Annotated in this window: 18 protein-coding genes; 15 read left to right on the top strand and 3 right to left on the bottom strand. The window is 42.3% G+C overall.

Translation table 11 applies throughout. The features are described from left to right. Nucleotides 1-63 precede the first annotated feature (63 nt). The 5 genes from infC to ACR42H_RS21660 all read left to right on the top strand — a co-directional run bounded on the left by infC (nt 64) and on the right by ACR42H_RS21660 (nt 2,204). Entirely contained in the window at nt 64-567 is a 504-nt protein-coding gene (gene infC, locus ACR42H_RS21680) for a translation initiation factor IF-3 (protein WP_113882641.1), read from the top strand. 15 nt (nt 568-582) lie between these two features. Beyond that, entirely contained in the window at nt 583-783 is a 201-nt protein-coding gene (gene rpmI / locus ACR42H_RS21675; RefSeq protein WP_009333215.1) for a 50S ribosomal protein L35, read from the top strand. A gap of 26 nt (nt 784-809) precedes the next feature. Next, nucleotides 810-1,169, top strand: a complete 360-nt coding sequence (gene rplT, locus ACR42H_RS21670; RefSeq protein WP_009333214.1) for a 50S ribosomal protein L20 — start codon at nt 810-812, stop codon at nt 1,167-1,169. 129 nt (nt 1,170-1,298) lie between these two features. Continuing rightward, the gene (locus tag ACR42H_RS21665; RefSeq protein ID WP_436373190.1) at nt 1,299-1,571 is read left to right on the top strand and encodes a DUF1294 domain-containing protein; all 273 of its coding nucleotides are present in this window, start codon (nt 1,299-1,301) and stop codon (nt 1,569-1,571) included. A 63-nt stretch (nt 1,572-1,634) separates the two neighbouring features. Further along, complete coding sequence (locus ACR42H_RS21660) at nt 1,635-2,204, top strand: TVP38/TMEM64 family protein (RefSeq protein ID WP_113882643.1); 570 nt, start codon at nt 1,635-1,637, stop codon at nt 2,202-2,204. Nucleotides 2,205-2,235: 31 nt separating this feature from the next. On the opposite strand, the gene ACR42H_RS21655 is transcribed toward ACR42H_RS21660, so the two are convergent. Further along, nucleotides 2,236-2,649 (bottom strand): sigma-w pathway protein ysdB, encoded by a 414-nt coding sequence (locus tag ACR42H_RS21655; protein WP_113882644.1) that lies wholly within the window; start codon nt 2,647-2,649, stop codon nt 2,236-2,238. 140 nt (nt 2,650-2,789) lie between these two features. Here ACR42H_RS21655 and ACR42H_RS21650 point away from each other — a divergent pair, with 140 nt between their 5' ends. Next, a complete protein-coding gene (locus ACR42H_RS21650) occupies nt 2,790-3,281 on the top strand; it encodes a dUTP diphosphatase (RefSeq protein ID WP_436373188.1) in 492 nt (163 codons plus the stop codon). Nucleotides 3,282-3,377: 96 nt separating this feature from the next. Then, complete coding sequence (locus ACR42H_RS21645) at nt 3,378-4,463, top strand: M42 family metallopeptidase (RefSeq protein ID WP_113882646.1); 1,086 nt, start codon at nt 3,378-3,380, stop codon at nt 4,461-4,463. 139 nt (nt 4,464-4,602) lie between these two features. Here ACR42H_RS21645 and sspI read toward each other — a convergent pair whose 3' ends face one another. Further along, on the bottom strand, nt 4,603-4,809 hold the full coding sequence (sspI, locus tag ACR42H_RS21640) for a small acid-soluble spore protein SspI (protein ID WP_009333207.1): 207 nt from the start codon (nt 4,807-4,809) through the stop codon (nt 4,603-4,605). Nucleotides 4,810-4,949: 140 nt separating this feature from the next. On the opposite strand from sspI, the gene ACR42H_RS21635 reads away from it, so the two are divergent. The 3 genes from ACR42H_RS21635 (at nt 4,950) to pheT (ending at nt 9,829) form a co-directional block, all read left to right on the top strand. After that, the gene (locus tag ACR42H_RS21635; protein WP_436373185.1) at nt 4,950-5,699 is read left to right on the top strand and encodes a TrmH family RNA methyltransferase; all 750 of its coding nucleotides are present in this window, start codon (nt 4,950-4,952) and stop codon (nt 5,697-5,699) included. Nucleotides 5,700-6,230: 531 nt separating this feature from the next. Continuing rightward, complete coding sequence (gene pheS, locus ACR42H_RS21630) at nt 6,231-7,271, top strand: phenylalanine--tRNA ligase subunit alpha (RefSeq protein ID WP_436373183.1); 1,041 nt, start codon at nt 6,231-6,233, stop codon at nt 7,269-7,271. 140 nt (nt 7,272-7,411) lie between these two features. Beyond that, nucleotides 7,412-9,829 (top strand): phenylalanine--tRNA ligase subunit beta, encoded by a 2,418-nt coding sequence (gene pheT, locus ACR42H_RS21625; protein WP_436373181.1) that lies wholly within the window; start codon nt 7,412-7,414, stop codon nt 9,827-9,829. 173 nt (nt 9,830-10,002) lie between these two features. On the opposite strand, the gene rnhC is transcribed toward pheT, so the two are convergent. Continuing rightward, nucleotides 10,003-10,941: a ribonuclease HIII gene (gene rnhC / locus ACR42H_RS21620; RefSeq protein ID WP_436373179.1), complete on the bottom strand. Its 939-nt coding sequence runs from the start codon at nt 10,939-10,941 to the stop codon at nt 10,003-10,005. A 315-nt stretch (nt 10,942-11,256) separates the two neighbouring features. On the opposite strand from rnhC, the gene zapA reads away from it, so the two are divergent. The 5 genes from zapA to ACR42H_RS21595 all read left to right on the top strand — a co-directional run bounded on the left by zapA (nt 11,257) and on the right by ACR42H_RS21595 (nt 16,932). Continuing rightward, nucleotides 11,257-11,523, top strand: a complete 267-nt coding sequence (gene zapA / locus ACR42H_RS21615; protein WP_113882650.1) for a cell division protein ZapA — start codon at nt 11,257-11,259, stop codon at nt 11,521-11,523. A 2-nt stretch (nt 11,524-11,525) separates the two neighbouring features. Next, a complete protein-coding gene (locus tag ACR42H_RS21610) occupies nt 11,526-12,068 on the top strand; it encodes a CvpA family protein (protein ID WP_113882651.1) in 543 nt (180 codons plus the stop codon). A 279-nt stretch (nt 12,069-12,347) separates the two neighbouring features. Then, a complete protein-coding gene (gene polX / locus ACR42H_RS21605) occupies nt 12,348-14,066 on the top strand; it encodes a DNA polymerase/3'-5' exonuclease PolX (RefSeq protein ID WP_436373176.1) in 1,719 nt (572 codons plus the stop codon). Nucleotides 14,067-14,095: 29 nt separating this feature from the next. Beyond that, complete coding sequence (locus tag ACR42H_RS21600; protein WP_436373174.1) at nt 14,096-16,453, top strand: endonuclease MutS2; 2,358 nt, start codon at nt 14,096-14,098, stop codon at nt 16,451-16,453. Nucleotides 16,454-16,524: 71 nt separating this feature from the next. Continuing rightward, entirely contained in the window at nt 16,525-16,932 is a 408-nt protein-coding gene (locus tag ACR42H_RS21595; protein ID WP_113882855.1) for a DUF350 domain-containing protein, read from the top strand. Nucleotides 16,933-17,142 lie beyond the last annotated feature (210 nt).

The following is a 17,142-nucleotide window of genomic DNA, read 5'->3' as shown; positions in this document are numbered from 1 at the left end:
TTTTCTTGACCCAAACGTTGTGTTCGCATTAAACCTTGGAGGTGTCTAGCTATTAGCAAAGATATGTTGTTAAACGAGGGCATTCGCGCCCGCGAAGTCCGTCTTATCGACCAAAACGGCGAGCAGTTAGGTATTAAATCAAAATTCGACGCACTTGAAATTGCTTCTCGTGCCAATCTGGATCTTGTTCTGGTTGCACCGAGTGCGAAACCTCCGGTAGCCCGTATCATGGACTACGGAAAGTTCAAATTCGAGCAGCAGAAGAAAGATAAAGAAGCTCGCAAAAACCAGAAGATTATCAGTATTAAAGAAGTTCGTCTTAGCCCGACTATTGAAGAGCATGACTTTAATACAAAGCTTCGCAATGCTATTAAATTCCTTGAAAAAGGCGATAAAGTAAAAGCATCGATCCGATTTAAAGGTCGTGCCATTACGCATAAGGAAATTGGCCAACGTGTTTTAATCCGATTTGCACAAGCATGCAATGAAGTTGCAGTAGTGGAATCACATCCAAAAATGGATGGCCGAAGCATGTTTATGGTCTTAGCACCGAAAAACGACAAGTAAGAGGAGGAATTCCCAATGCCAAAAATGAAAACTCACCGCGGCGCTGCTAAGCGTTTCAAAAGAACAGGTTCTGGTAAACTGAAGCGTTCTCACGCTTATAGAAGCCATATGTTCGCAAACAAATCTCAAAAGCAAAAGCGTAAGCTTCGCAAAGGAACTCTTGTTTCTTCAGGCGATTACAAGCGCATCCGTAACTTACTAGTAAATCTTAAGTAATATCTCGAAATTAGGAGGGAAATAATATGCCACGTGTAAAAGGCGGTACAGTTACTCGCAAACGTCGTAAAAAAGTCATTAAATTAGCTAAAGGTTATTTCGGTTCAAAACATACATTATATAAAGTTGCTAACCAGCAGGTTATGAAATCCCTAATGTATGCTTACCGCGATCGTCGCCAGAAAAAGCGCGACTTCCGCAAACTTTGGGTTACTCGCATCAACGCAGCAGCTCGCATGAACGGTCTTTCTTACAGCCGTTTAATGCATGGTTTAAAGCTTGCTGGCATCGAAGTTAACCGCAAAATGCTTGCTGAATTAGCAATCGCTGACGAAAAAGCATTTGCTGAATTAGCATCAGTTGCAAAGCAGCAGCTTAGCAAGTAAGTAATAATTTTTCATAAAATAGCCATTCCCTTAAATGCGGGAATGGCTTTTATTTTGCTCTAAATGGACAGATGCTTTCGTTTCATTTAAGCTCAATAAAGACTTAATACATAATAAAGGAGAAAGCTCATGGTCAAGACAATTGCTCTTATGTATCTGATTATGAATGTGGCTGGTTTTTATCTGATGAAGCTTGATAAGGAGAAGGCGAAACGGAATCAGTATCGAATCAGCGAAAAAAATCTCTGGATCACAGCCATTTTGAGCGGGGCTGCGGGAATGACTCTCGGAATGAAGACTTTCAGGCATAAAACAAAGCATGTGCAGTTTAAATGGGGACTGCCTATTCTGGCGATGCTTGAAGCAGGCTTGCTTGTGTACCTGGTTATTCTCTTGTCATAAACAATCAGGGCTATCCATAAGCTTTAGGGAACAGCAGGAAAGACATCGGGGAGAGGTGAAGGCATGAATGATCAATTGATTCTATTGTTTGCCATGGCTGAGACTGCTGGAATTCTTGCTCCCATTGTTTTTATCTTTTTTCATATCATCAGGCAGTTTCTATTCATTCCGGTACCGCTTGTCTGCATAACTGGAGGAGTTCTGTTCGGAAGTTTTTTTGGTTCTGTTTTCTCCGTTGCAGGTCTGATGATCAGCAGCATTCTTTTTTATTTTTTGATCACAAAAATGCCGAGGACACATGAAAAGCTTTCATTGCTAAAAACGAGGTGGTTCGGGGAATACCGGAATTTGACTGTCGGTCAGGTTGCGGTTTTAAGGCTCATCCCATTTATTCATTACCATTTATTGAACTTTTGTCTTATGGAAAGGAATAAGGGTTTTGATCAATATTTAAAAAATTCTTGGATCACCAATTTGCCGCTGGCTGTTTTTTATACCGTTTTTGGTGAATTCATCAGCCGATTCACTCCTTCAATGATTATTCTGATTTTGATTTCCCTTTCTGTTTTAGTATTTGTGCTGAGGGAAAAGGTGACTGTCATCAAATGGAAGGAATTCTTTAAAGCAGCATAAAAAAACGTTCGGGGCTGCCGAACGTTTTTTATTATAAATGGTCTTTAATTTCATCTCCTGGTGAAGCTGTTTTATGCATAAATTCCTTCACAGGGCTTTTCCAGTCAATTTTTGCAGTGGGATAAGCCTCGGTTATCTTTCTTTCTATAAAAAGAAAATCCTCCCTTACCATCCCTTTAAGGGCCGATGTATTATGCGGCCAGATGAAAATGGAGACCACATCAAAAGCATTGTCCGTGGTTCCCAGATATTTTTCGCCCTCAAATAAAACCCCTTTATACGTAATTAGGAAGTTTTTCCTGACATTATCCTGGTCATCCCAAAAATAATATCGTTTCTGTTCGTGGGCAAGCTCGAGCTTTCTCTTAGAATTCAGCAGATATTTTACCGCGGTGTATATAAGAAAAAGAATCAGAGCAAACAATAGCATACGCAGGAGCCACATATTAACCAGCCCTCCATTATTATTTTCCTTACTTTACGGATGAGATTAAAAAAAGTTTCAACTTTTTTGCGATTTGTTATAATTTTTTTGATAGGCTAATTTTGTATGTTAATCATTTATTTCATATAGGATGGTGGAAAATGAATTATCAGCTATTATTTCAAATGCAAAAAGGGCTGGACAGCCATATAGAATCAAATCACGGTTTAGAGGAAGAAGATTTATTTGAACGTAAGGTGCTTGCGCTGCTGGTTGAATTGGGAGAGCTTGCAAATGAGACAAGATGCTTCAAGTTTTGGAGCCATAAGCCATCCTCACCTCAGGAAACAGTATTGGAAGAGTTTGTAGACGGTATACATTTTATTTTATCACTTGGAATTGAATGCGGATTTGACGCTGAAAAGGAATATGCTGCTCCACTGGAAAAGGCGGAGTCAGTGAATGGCCAGTTTTTGTCTGTCTATACTGGAATCGGACAGTTTCGGACAAGCCGTTCCCTGGACGATTATAAAGAGCTTATTGCTGCCTATTTACAGCTAGGGGAAATGCTTGGTTTTAACTCTTCACATATAGAAAAAGCATATATAGATAAGAATGAAGTAAATTATAAAAGGCAGGCTGAAGGATACTAATCCTGCAGGTGGAGAAAATATCCGTCTGATAATTCTTTATATTAAATCGCATGTTCTGTATAATAGGGTTGAATAAATATTAAGGGAGTCGAAATGATGGCTAAATTAGATGAAACGCTAACCATGCTTAAAGACTTAACGGATGCCAAAGGAATTCCGGGAAATGAGCGCGAACCGCGCGAGGTTATGAAAAAATACATAACAGCATATGCTGATGAAGTGACAACAGATGGGCTGGGAAGCCTGATTGCTAAAAAATCCGGCAAAGAAGGCGGCCCTAAGATCATGGTTGCTGGCCACTTAGATGAAGTTGGATTTATGGTAACAAACATTGATGATAAAGGCTTCATCCGATTCCAGACAGTTGGGGGCTGGTGGTCACAGGTTATGCTTGCACAGCGTGTGACGATTGTAACGTCCAAGGGAGATATCACCGGGGTAATTGGTTCTAAGCCTCCGCATATCCTGTCACCGGATGCGCGGAAAAAGCCTGTTGAAATTAAAGACATGTTCATTGATATTGGTGCTTCCAGCCGGGAAGAAGCGAAAGAATGGGGAATAAAGCCTGGTGACATGGTGGTTCCATATTTCGAGTTTACGGTTATGAATAATGAAAAGATGCTATTGGCAAAGGCTTGGGATAACCGCATCGGCTGTGCAATTGCCATTGATGTGCTTAAGCAATTGAAAGATGCTGATCATCCAAATGAAGTATATGGTGTAGGAACGGTTCAGGAAGAGGTTGGACTTCGCGGAGCCCGCACTTCGGCCCAAAAAATCGAGCCGGATATCGCATTTGGTGTAGATGTGGGAATCGCAGGTGACACACCAGGGATTTCTGAAAAAGAAGCCATGAGCAAAATGGGCAAAGGGCCGCAAATTATCCTTTATGATGCATCAATGGTCTCGCACAAAGGTCTTCGTGATCTAGTAACAGATACTGCGGATGAACTGAATATCCCTTATCAATTTGATGCCATCGCTGGCGGCGGAACAGATTCAGGAGCCATTCATGTTACTCATAACGGAGTTCCATCACTTTCCATCACTATTGCAACACGCTATATCCATTCCCATGCAGCAATGCTTCACCGCGATGACTATGAAAATGCCGTTAAGCTTATTGCTGAAGTGATTAAGAAGCTTGATCGGGAAACAGTGGACAGAATTACTTTTGAATAAGAAAGCGGAAGGCGCCCGCTGATTGGCTTAGACCTGAGAGTGATGGTGCCTGAGCTGGACAGTTATCGAAGTTCAAAGTTTTTTCCTTTCTTATTAGCAGAATTAAAAAACTCCGGAGCTATACCGGAGTTTTTCCATTTTATTTAAGGCCGCTCTCCAAAGTTTGAAGCATTTCCAGCTTATCTTCCTCTGAAGAGTTTTTCCAAATTACTTCAAACAAAACACCTAATCCAGGCAGCATTTTCTCTTCCCCGTTTTGAATGGCATCTACGATCGTATCTTTCAGTTCGTCTTGAGAGTTCCCTGAAACATTGTGTAAAATGGCATTGCGCAGGTTTAAATTCACTTTAATGCACTCCTTCCAGATTTAATTCGTTATTATCTTCTCTAATTTCGCTTTTATTATGTATTTCAAATAGGCTATAATGAGAAAACTGTATAAGAAATTCCGGTTGTGCGGGATTTTCTATAAAAGGGGAGACCGTGTTGAAGCATATACAATCTGCAAAAAACCCAAAAATTAAAGAATGGAAGAAACTTTTAACCAAAAAAGAGCGGGACAAAACAGAAACCTTTTTGGTTGAAGGCTTTCATCTAGTGGAAGAAGCACTCAAAGCCAATCAAATAGCTGAAATAATCATTAGTGAAAATAAAGACATACCTCCCGGATGGGATTATGGCGACATCCCTGTAACAATGGTTACAGAAGAAATCATCGGACAGCTGGCGGATACGGAAACGCCGCAGGGAATCTTTGCTGTCTGCAGTCAGGAACGATCCTCTGAGGAAGTGAAAGGAAAACAGTTTTTATTAATTGATGCCGTGCAGGATCCAGGCAATCTGGGTACGATGATCAGGACGGCTGATGCTGCTGGTATCGATGCCGTTATTGTGGGTGAAGGAAGCGTTGACGCATATAACCCAAAGGTGCTCCGCTCTGCACAGGGCAGTCACTTCCATTTGCCGGTTTTAAGAGGGAATCTGTCTGACTGGATCAGCAGACTGAAAGAAAGTAAAGTCCCTGTCTATGGAACCGCTTTGGAAAATGCCCAGGAATACACGATGTATGAGTCCTCTGATTCCTTCGCGCTGCTCGTTGGAAATGAAGGAAATGGGGTGAATAAAGAGCTTCTGGCTAATACAGCAGCAAACCTTTATATACCGATATTCGGGAAAAGCGAATCACTAAATGTGGCGGTGGCTGCCGGAATTCTTCTTTATCACTTAAGAAAATAGAAAATGGGCGGCAATTTTTTGAAAACCGTTTGAAACAGCCTCAAGAATGTAATATAATTAACAGCAAAATTATAATAACAAAACGATGACGGAGACCATTACCTTGCAGTCAGCCTTTTCAGGGAGAAAATGCCTAAGACTGAAAGCATTTTTACAGGAAATGCAAGGGAACATTCACCTCCTGAGTTGGCATCGGGACCATTGAAAAGTATTGTTGGCGCTCTGGTGAGCTGTCCAGCTGCAGCGGCTAGCCCCTCAAGGTTTACTTGTGGGACATAGACAGGATGTGCTGACTTCAACGTTCGCCCCAGGAAGTGGCGGCTCTTAGTTGAAGTTCATCCTAAGCCACTTCTGCTTTTCCATGTAAAGATGTACCGGCATAAGCCGTTATCCCAATGAAGTGAACACGTGCATGAAGTACATATATGTGTTAAAAAGGGTGGTACCGCGAAACCTCGTCCCTTTATGGGGATAGAGGTTTTTTATTTTGGCTAAAAAAGTAAAAATATTCATTTCAAGGAGGATATTTAGATGCAAGAGCGTTTAAAGGAACTGCAAACTGAAGCGTTGGAAAAAATCAGCACTGCTGCTGATTTAAAAGAATTAAATGACATCCGTGTTTCTTACCTGGGCAAAAAGGGTCCAATAACGGAAGTTCTAAAAGGAATGGGGAAACTGTCTGCGGAAGAGCGCCCTAAAATGGGAGCACTTGCTAACGAAGTAAGAGACAGTATTGCTGCGGGAATTGAAGAAAAGCAGAAGCATCTTGAGGAAGCGGCAGTACAGGAAAAGCTGTCTGCTGAAAAGATAGATGTTACTCTTCCTGGACGTCCTGTCAAGTCAGGAAACCATCATCCGCTGACACGTATTATTGAAGAAATTGAAGACTTGTTCATTGGAATGGGCTATACAGTAGCTGAAGGCCCTGAAGTTGAAAAAGATTATTATAATTTTGAAGCATTGAACCTCCCTAAAGGCCACCCTGCCCGCGATATGCAGGATTCCTTCTATATTACAGAAGAGATTCTTCTTCGTACCCATACTTCGCCAGTACAGGCAAGAACAATGGAGAAACATGAAGGCAAAGGGCCGGTTAAAATCATCTGTCCGGGAAAAGTGTATCGCCGTGACAATGATGATGCTACACACTCCCACCAGTTCATGCAAATAGAAGGGCTTGTTGTAGATGAAAACATCCGAATGACCGATTTGAAAGGGACACTGGAAGTGTTTGCGAAGAAAATGTTCGGGGATGACAGGGAAATCCGTCTTCGTCCAAGTTTCTTTCCGTTTACAGAGCCATCTGTGGAAATGGATATTTCCTGTAAAATCTGCGGTGGAAAAGGCTGCAGTGTATGTAAAGGCACTGGCTGGATTGAAATTCTTGGCGCCGGAATGGTTCATCCCAATGTTCTTGAGATGGCAGGCTTCGACTCTAAGAAATACACAGGCTTTGCATTCGGGATGGGACCTGAGCGAATTGCCATGCTGAAGTATGGTGTGGATGATATTCGCCACTTCTATACAAATGATGTACGTTTCTTAAAGCAATTTTCAATTCACGAGTATTAGAAAAGCGGAGGCGACTGTTCAACCCCGACAAGCATAAGGCAAGCTGACAGGAAGGTTGTTCTTTAACCTTCACGGCAGAATGACTTATGACCTCGAGGGGTTAGGAGTCGGAGCTGGACAATAAAAGAGGAGGATCATAAATGTTCGTTTCATATAAATGGCTGCAGGAATATGTTGATTTATCAGGCGTTACACCTGCAGAGCTTGCAGAAAAGATTACAAAAAGCGGTATTGAAGTTGAAGGCGTAGAGGTTTTGAATGAAGGAATCAAAGGTGTTGTTGTAGGGCATGTCCTTGAAAGAGAACAGCACCCAAATGCTGATAAGCTGAATAAATGCTTAGTTGATACAGGAGCTGATGAGCCTGTACAAATCATATGCGGTGCCCCAAATGTGGATAAGGGACAGAAAGTGGCCGTGGCTACCGTTGGAGCTGTGCTTCCAGGCAATTTCAAGATTAAGCGTGCGAAGCTCCGAGGCGAAGAATCAAATGGAATGATCTGTTCGCTTCAAGAGCTGGGCATTGAAAGCAAGCTGATTGCAAAGGAATACTCTGAAGGCATTTATGTTTTCCCTAATGATACAGAAGTTGGCAAGGATGCTCTTGAGCAGCTTAATCGTGACGACCAGATCCTTGAGCTTGGGCTGACTCCGAACCGTTCTGACTGCTTAAGCATGTTGGGTGTTGCCTATGAAGTAGCAGCCATTTTAGGAAGAGAAGTAAAGATTCCTGAGCCGCAGGCTGATACTTCTTCTGAAAAGGCTTCTGATTATATTGAAGTTCAGGTTGAAGCAAAAGAAGATAATCCTCTTTACGTTGCGAAGGTTGTAAAAAATGTAGAAATAGGTCCATCTCCTGTATGGATGCAGGCTCGTTTAATGGCGGCGGGCATTCGTCCTCACAATAACGTGGTGGACATCACAAACTACATTCTGCTTGAATACGGCCAGCCGCTTCATGCTTTTGATTATGACCGGCTGGAATCAAAGCAAATCCTTATCCGCAAAGCAAGAGATGGTGAAGTGATTGTCACTCTTGATGATGCCAAGCGTGAGTTAAACTCAGATCACCTTTTAATAACAAATGGGGCAGAACCCATTGCACTTGCCGGTGTCATGGGCGGGGCAAATTCTGAAGTACAGTCGGATACTAAAAATGTACTTATCGAATCAGCTTATTTTAAAGGGGCAACGGTTAGAAAAGCTTCAAAAGATCATGGCTTAAGAAGCGAAGCAAGTGCCCGTTTTGAAAAAGGTGTAGATCCGAACAGAGTTAGAGCTGCTGCAGAAAGAGCTGTTCAATTACTTGCACAATATGCTGGCGGGGAAGTGCTTGAAGGATCTGTGGAAGCAGATGCACTGCAGGTGGAACCTGCTGTAGTGTCTGTAACGCTTGAAAAAATCAATCGTGTACTTGGCACTGAATTATCCATGAAAGAAGTAGAGGATATATTTGCCCGTCTTCAATTTGAAACAAATACTGATAACGATACGATTACTGTTACAGTTCCAACACGCAGAGGCGACATTACGATTGAAGAAGACCTTATTGAAGAAGTTGGCCGCTTATTTGGCTACGACAATCTGGCATCCACTTTACCGGTTGGATCTTCTACACCAGGGCATCTAACTGAATACCAGAACAAACGCAGAATGGTCCGCCGCTACCTTGAAGGTGCAGGACTTTACCAGGCAGTAACCTATTCTCTAACAAATGAAGCAAAAGCGACTCAATATGCACTGGAAGAGCGCAAACCTGTGCAGCTGGCAATGCCTATGAGTGAAGATCGAAGCCTGCTCCGATTAAGTATTGTTCCGCAGCTTCTAGAAGTATTAAAATATAACTCTGCACGCCAGAACGACAGTCTGGCTGTTTATGAAACAGGAGCGGTGTTCCTCTCCAATAATGGAGAAGAGGATCTGCCAGAAGAGCGTGAGCACCTTGCTGGAGCGGTTACTGGCTTATGGCACAGCCACCCATGGCAGGGAGAAAAGAAGCCGGTTGATTTTTACGCTGTAAAAGGAATTCTTGAGGGATTATTTGATAAGCTGGGACTATCCGATAAGGCTGAATTCCATCAGGCACAAAAGGATGGGATGCACCCTGGAAGAACAGCAGAAGTATTGCTTTCCGGGGAATCAGTGGGATTTGTCGGCCAAATCCATCCGACTGTGGAAAAAGAGCTTGATTTGAAAGAAACATATGCGTTTGAGCTTTCCTTAAAAGCAATCCTCGAAGAAGAAGTTTCACCTTTGCAGTATGAAGCTATCCCGCGTTTCCCTTCCATCACAAGGGATATTGCCCTTGTAGTAGATAAGGGAACAGCAGCGGGCGAGCTTAAAGGAATCATTAAAGAAGCTGGCGGCAAGTTATTAAAAGACGTTCATGTTTTTGACCTGTACGAAGGCGAACGGATGGAGCCGGGCAAAAAGTCAATTGCTTTCTCCCTTAAATACTTCGATCCTGAACGTACACTAACGGATGAAGATGTTACAAAAGCACATGATAAAGTGTTGGATGCTGTGAAGGAAAAAGCCGGAGCGGTATTGAGAGGATAAAATGAAGAAGGCAGCCCGAGGGCTGCCTTTTCATTTTTCATTATTTGGCCGTTAAAAGAGCTCATTTGGCAATAAAACTCTCATTTTGGCTGATAAATATATATTCCAAATAGGTTATGGTTCTCTTAAACAGTAAAACAGCAGCCAATCTCCTTAAATTGGCTGCTTCATTATCAATTATACTTCCTGCTATAAAGCTTCATCGCCTTTTCAGTATTTGCAAAGTGCAGTTTTACAAAAGAAGGCAATGCTTCACGCCCTTTTTCTCTGATCAGCCGGGCTGCTGCTTCATCAACCTTCGGACCTGCGCCTTTAGTGAGCCGGAAACCGGCCCTTGTGCTAAGATTTTCAAAGTGGCGCACAAACGCATAGCGGGCCAGGATAGATGCTGCTGCAACTGCCAGGTGGATTCCTTCCGCTTTTGTGCTGAAAAAGACTCGCTCCCTTTGAATGGTCTGCTGGTTTTTCAAATAGTTGAAGTAAACCTCTTCCTTTGCAAACTGGTCAATCAAAATGGCTTCAGGCTTTTCAGGAGCAATTTTCCCTAAAACATGCCCGATTGCCTGATTGTGCAGTAATGCTTTGATCTTACCCTGTGACATCCCTGATTGCTGAAGCTTATTGTATTTTTCATTATGCAGGGTTAACAGGCTGTGGGGAACGATATCCTTTATCTGTTTTGCGATTTCAATGATTTTCTCATCTCCCAGATTTTTGGAGTCCTTAACTCCGAGCTCCTTCAGCAAAGGGATTTGATCTTTTTTTACGTAAGCTGCAACAACCGTGATGGGGCCAAAATAATCGCCGGTACCCACTTCGTCTGATCCTATTACAGAAAGGGAACTGATATTTTCCGGCAAGTTGGCAGCTGCAGGGCTGTTTTTTTTGCTCGGCTGTGCACTGCGTGCGGTATCTCCCCATTTTTTTGCCTCTGTTTCACTTCCGCTGCCCTGAAAGAGGACTTTCCCTGATTTATAGGCAGTGATTGAACATCCTGGCACCTTTGCAGCAAATACGCTTCCAGGAGGCTGCTTGTCATTTAGTCTGCCTGAATAATAGACCATCATTTCTGAGATTTCATTTGCTTTTTTTAAAAGTACTACTTGGCTCATATTAATTCTCCTCATCTTTGTTAACTGTTTGAATCTGCTGCTTTTTTGGGGGGGAGTAATACAAAGATTCCGCATAATCTTGAACTTGGATAACTGTCTTTCGCAAGCAGCCTACCCCCTCGAGGTCACAAGCCAAACCTCCCAAAGAGACAGAGAACGCCTTTCCGGGCGGCTCGTCTTGTGCTTGTCGGGGGTGGGCAAGGTGCTTCCGCTTTTCTTAAGAACTGAGCTCTTTTGACATGCTTTGACTTCCCACCAATATACGTTCATGTTATGATATTGATTAGGATTCTTTAAAAAAGGAGGGCATGGACGTTGTCAGAGATACAAAGAAATCGCACAAGTGTAGATATTTATGGACAGCAATATGTAATAGTAGGCTCAGAGAGCTCCAGCCATGTTCGCCTTGTCGCTTCGCTGGTTGACGATAAAATGCGTGAGATCAGTTCGAAGAATCCTTCACTCGACGTTAGTAAGTTAGCCGTGCTAACCGCAGTCAATGCTGTTAATGATTATATAAAGCTAACAGACCGTCTGGAACGGCTGGAAAACGAATTAAATAGAGTAAAGGACGGAAAGTAGTCATGCTGGATCTTGCAATTATCATTATTTTGGTTTTGGGCTTTTTTATAGGATTGAAAAGAGGATTTATCCTCCAATTAATTCATTTGACTGGATTCATTATTGCTTTCATTGTAGCCCGTATGTATTACGGCGAGCTAGCACCTAAGCTTACCTTATGGGTGCCATATCCCAGCTTTAGCAGTGACTCGGCGATTCAGACGTTATTTGAGAATGCAGATCTTGAAGATGCTTACTATCGCGCCATTGCATTTGTCGTGATTTTTTTTGCGGTAAGAATTTTACTGCAGATTATTGGAAGCATGCTTGATTTTGTTGCCCATCTTCCTGTCCTAAAACAGCTGAATGTTTGGGCTGGCGGCATTCTTGGATTTATCGAAGTCTATCTTATCATGTTTATTCTATTATACATAGCCGCACTGGTTCCAATAGAAGTGCTGCAGGGGCCGATCAATAATTCCTTTATGGCAGAATTAATGGTTAAGAATACGCCTGTTCTCTCTAACCAGCTCAAAGAAATGTGGGTTGAATATATGGCTGCGTAACTTCTCTATTTCTAGAGAAGTTTTCTTTTTGAAAGGCTGTTAATATAAGTTTTGTGGATTTAAGCCGCAAACTAACTAAATCCACTGTACTGCGGGAGGAGAGGGAGCAGGAGACCCCATTGGCGAAGCCGGGGAGCTCTGTGCCTCCCCGCGGAAACAACGGGCAATATTTAAAAGTTAAACTTAGCAAGAGGCTTTTAGAGATAGCCATAATTTGAAGTTCCAACGCAAAATAAGAGATAATACGGATACGAATACAGATACAGGCAGGTGGTTTTCGTGAGTATAAATAAAAAAGATGTTGTGAGGCTTTTAGAAACAATCGCTGTTTATATGGAATTAAAAGGAGAAAACCCTTTCAAAACAGCTGCGTTCCGAAAAGCGGCACTGGCCCTTGAATCAAACGATGAAAGCTTGACTGAAATAAAAGACTTTACAAAGCTATCCGGCATCGGGAAAGGAACCGCTGCTGTTATTGAGGAGTATATAAAAGAAGGAAAGTCCTCTGTTCTGGATGAATTAAAAGAAGAAGTGCCTTCTGGATTAATTCCTCTTCTTCAGCTCCCTGGACTGGGCGGCAAGAAAATTGCCAAGCTATATAAAGAGCTGGGCGTCGAAAATGCCGCAGATCTTGAGGATGCGTGCCGCAATAAAAAGGTCCGCGGACTTGCAGGCTTTGGGGAAAAATCGGAAGAAAAAATACTCGCTGCCCTTGAAAACGCAGGAACAAGACCAGAGCGGCTGCCGCTTGCATACATGCTGCCTATAGCAGAAGGCATAGAAGCGGCCCTGGAGGAAATGAAGGATATAGAAAAATACTCAAGGGCAGGAAGCTTAAGGAGAATGAGGGAAACAATAAAAGACCTCGACTTTATTATAGCTACAGACAATCCTGCTTCAGTCAAAGAGCAGTTATTAAGTTTATCCGGGATTAAAGAAGTGATTGCCGCAGGAGATACAAAGGTTTCCGTTGTTTTTGAACATTCCTATGATATATCGGCTGATTTCCGTTTAGTTCAGCCGCATGAATTTGCCACAACACTCCATCATTTTACTGGATCAAAGGATCATAATGTCAGAATGCGCCAGCTTGCAAAAGAGCGCGGGGAAAAAATCAGTGAATACGGAGTTGAAAACACAGAAACAGGTGAAATCCTTACTTTTAAAAATGAAGAGGAATTTTACGCCCATTTTGGACTGCTATTCTTCCCTCCTGAAATCAGAGAAGATGGGAAAGAAGTGGATGAATATAAGCAAGACATGGAATTAATATCTCTTGAAGATATTAAGGGTGACCTACATATGCACTCAACCTGGAGTGATGGCGCCTATTCTATTGAGGAAATGATTGAAGCATGCCGGGCCCGCGGCTATAAATATATGGCTATAACAGACCATTCTCAGTATTTGAAAGTGGCGAACGGTTTGACTGCTGAAAGACTTCGCAGTCAAAAAGAAGAAATAAAGCGGCTTAATGAGCAATTCGATGATTTCACGATTCTGTCAGGAGTGGAAATGGATATTCTGCCCGATGGATCACTTGATTATGATGATGAACTTCTAGAAGAATTGGACATTGTCATTGCTTCCATTCATTCTTCTTTTTCACAGCCGAAGGAAAAAATCATGGCTCGCTTGAAAACAGCGCTGAAGAATGCCCATGTTGACATAATTGCCCACCCTACGGGAAGATTGATCGGCCGCAGGGAAGGCTATGAAGTAGACATGGAATTGCTCATTGAGCTTGCAAAGGAAACAAATACAGCCCTTGAGCTGAATGCAAATCCGAACCGGCTGGACCTTGCTTCCGAGCATATCAGACAAGCTCAGGAAGCCGGTGTGAAAATAGTGATTAATACGGATGCACATAAAATAGACACTTTAAATCACATGGAAATCGGCGTTTCTGCGGCAAAGAAGGGATGGATCAAGAAGGAATCCGTTCTAAATGCCATGGAAACAGAAGATTTGCTCAAATTTCTGAAAGAACGCCAGTAGGAAATTGGGCATGAAAGGGGAAAATCCTCATGCAAGAAAGAGTATTGAAGATACTTGAGTTCAATAAAGTGAAGGAACAGCTGCTTGAGCACGTTTCTTCATCCTTGGGAAGAAAAAAGGCCTTAAATATTCGTCCCTCCACTGACTATGAAGAAGTTATCCGCAGGCAGGAAGAGACAGATGAAGCCGTGACAGTTCTTAGAATTAAGGGGAATGTACCGCTTGGAGGCATTTTCGATATTCGCCCTCATGTGAAGAGAGCGGTCATTGGAGGGATGCTTAGTCCCCAGGAACTTAACCAGATATCCAGCACGATTCATGCAAGCAGGCAGATGAAAAGATTCATCGAGGAATTTGCCGAAGAAGAAAGCAGCCTGCCGATCCTGCTGGGATATACAGATAAAATTATTGTACTGGCTGACCTGGAAACGTCTATCCGCAATGCGGTTGACGACAATGGAGAAGTGCTTGACAGTGCAAGCGAGTCTCTCCGTTCTCTGCGAAATCAGCTGCGCACGAAAGAATCACGTGTTAGAGAGCGCCTGGAGAGCATGATTCGCTCCTCCAGTGCCCAAAAGATGCTTTCTGATGCGATTATTACAATCCGCAATGACCGTTTTGTCATACCTGTAAAGCAGGAGTACCGGGGACATTACGGCGGCATTATCCATGACCAAAGCTCATCTGGCCAGACATTATTTATTGAGCCCGCGTCCATTGTCCAGCTGAACAATGAATTGCAGGGAATCAGGGTAAAAGAACAGCAGGAGATCGAACGGATTCTCATTGCTCTGTCAGTACAGGCCGCTGAAAACAGCAGTGAACTGGAGACCATTGTAGATGTGCTTGGGGAAATAGATTTTATGTTTGCTAAAGCCAGGTACAGTAAACGCATAAAGGCCTCCAAGCCGAAAATTAATAATGAAGGGAAAATTTCATTATTTAAAGCCCGGCATCCGCTTATTCCTATTGATGAGGTAGTGGCAAATGATATTAAGCTCGGAGCTGAATATTCTACCATTGTCATTACGGGACCAAATACCGGCGGTAAAACAGTTACATTAAAAACAGTGGGGCTTTGTACATTGATGGCTCAGGCAGGTCTGCAGATCCCGGCGCTGGATGGTTCTGAAACGGCTGTTTTCGGAAATGTTTATGCTGATATCGGGGATGAACAGTCAATTGAACAAAGTTTGAGTACTTTCTCTTCGCATATGGTTAATATCGTGGATATTCTTGACCAGGTTGACTTCAATAGTCTGGTATTATTCGATGAGCTTGGTGCAGGTACAGATCCGCAGGAAGGTGCTGCCCTGGCGATTTCTATTCTTGACGAAGTATACAAGCGGGGGGCAAGAGTTATCGCCACAACTCATTATCCTGAACTGAAAGCCTATGGCTATAACAGAGAAGGAGTTATCAATGCCAGTGTTGAATTTGATATTGAAACGCTTAGTCCAACCTATAAGCTGCTGATTGGGGTTCCAGGCCGAAGCAACGCCTTTGAAATATCAAAACGGCTTGGGCTCAAGGATCAAGTGATTGAGACCGCAAGATCCTATATTGGAGCAGATACAAATCAGGTTGAAAATATGATTGCATCCCTTGAAGAAAGCCGAAGACAAGCAGAGGCTGACATGGAAGAAGCCAATGACTTTTTGAAAAGTGCAGAAAAACTTCATAAAGATCTGCAAAAGCAAATGGCAGAATTTTATGAGGAAAAAGATGCAATGCATGAGAAAGCAGCAGAGAGAGCCGAGGATATCGTTGAGAAAGCCAAGGCAGAAGCAGAAGAAATTATCCGCGATTTAAGAAAAATGCGCATGGAGAAGCATGCTGAAGTGAAGGAACATGAGCTGATAGAAGCAAAGAAACGCCTGTCCGAAGCTGCACCGCAGATGAGCTCAGCCAAGAATAAATTAAAGCCAAAGAATAATAAACATGTGTTTGAAGCAGGCGACGAGGTAAAAGTTCTGAGTTTTGGACAAAAAGGGCATTTGCTTGAAAAGGTGTCTGACAATGAATGGCAGGTTCAAATCGGCATCTTGAAAATGAAAGTTGCTGAAAGGGATTTAGAATATGTTAAGAGTCCAAAACCTGTTGAAACAAAACCGGTGGCAACAGTTAAAGGCAAAGATTTTCATGTGAGCCTTGAACTTGATTTACGGGGTGAACGGTATGAAAACGCACTTTTAAGAGTGGAGAAATATATAGATGATGCCCTTTTGGCTGGATATCCCCGTGTCTCCATCATTCATGGTAAAGGGACTGGTGCTTTAAGGCAGGGTGTTCAGGAATATCTAAAAAATCACAGGTCAGTTAAAAAAATTCGATTTGGTGAAGCAGGAGAAGGCGGCACAGGGGTTACTGTCGTTGAATTTAAATAAGCTTTGACACCCGCTCCCCTTTGTTTTTTATTAGGGGGGAGGGTACTTAAATTCCAGCGGGGAGAATGGAAATGAAAGAATTTTGGGAAAATGAATTTATTCAGACAGCTGCTTATTATAGTGTAGTCATTTTATGTATGATTGTTTTTTTAGCTATTTTTGAATTAGTTACCAAGTATCGCAATTGGGAAGAAATCAAAAATGGAAATATCGCTGTAGCAATGGCGACCGGCGGAAAAATTTTTGGGATTGCCAATATCTTCAGGCATTCCATCATGCATAATGATACCTTGCTGACAATGATTACCTGGGGAGTTTTTGGATTTTTTCTTTTATTGATCGGCTATTTCATTTTTGAATTTTTAACACCTAAGTTTAGAATTGACGAAGAAATTGAAAATAATAATAGAGCAGTCGGTTTTATTTCCATGGTGCTGTCTATCGGATTGTCTTATGTCATCGGTGCAGGTTTATCATAAGGAGAGAATTAACATTGGAAAAGTTAGCAAAGGTTCTGCTGGTTCTTAGCGGAGTGTTTCTTCTTATAGGAGCCATTTATATATTTTTCATAGCATAATATTTTTGTGATATAGAGATATGGAAAAATCGCCAGTATATATGGCGATTTTTTTATTATGTCCATTAAAAAGAATATCCCCGATAGGCTGGACAGCCCTCTGAAAAAATAT

Origin of the sequence: Cytobacillus sp. BC1816, assembly GCF_051353635.1 — a bacterium.
GTDB lineage: Bacteria > Bacillota > Bacilli > Bacillales > Cytobacillaceae > Cytobacillus > Cytobacillus oceanisediminis_C.
The sequence above is the reverse complement of the archived record's forward strand: the minus strand, read 5'-3'. Positions and strand labels throughout refer to the sequence as shown.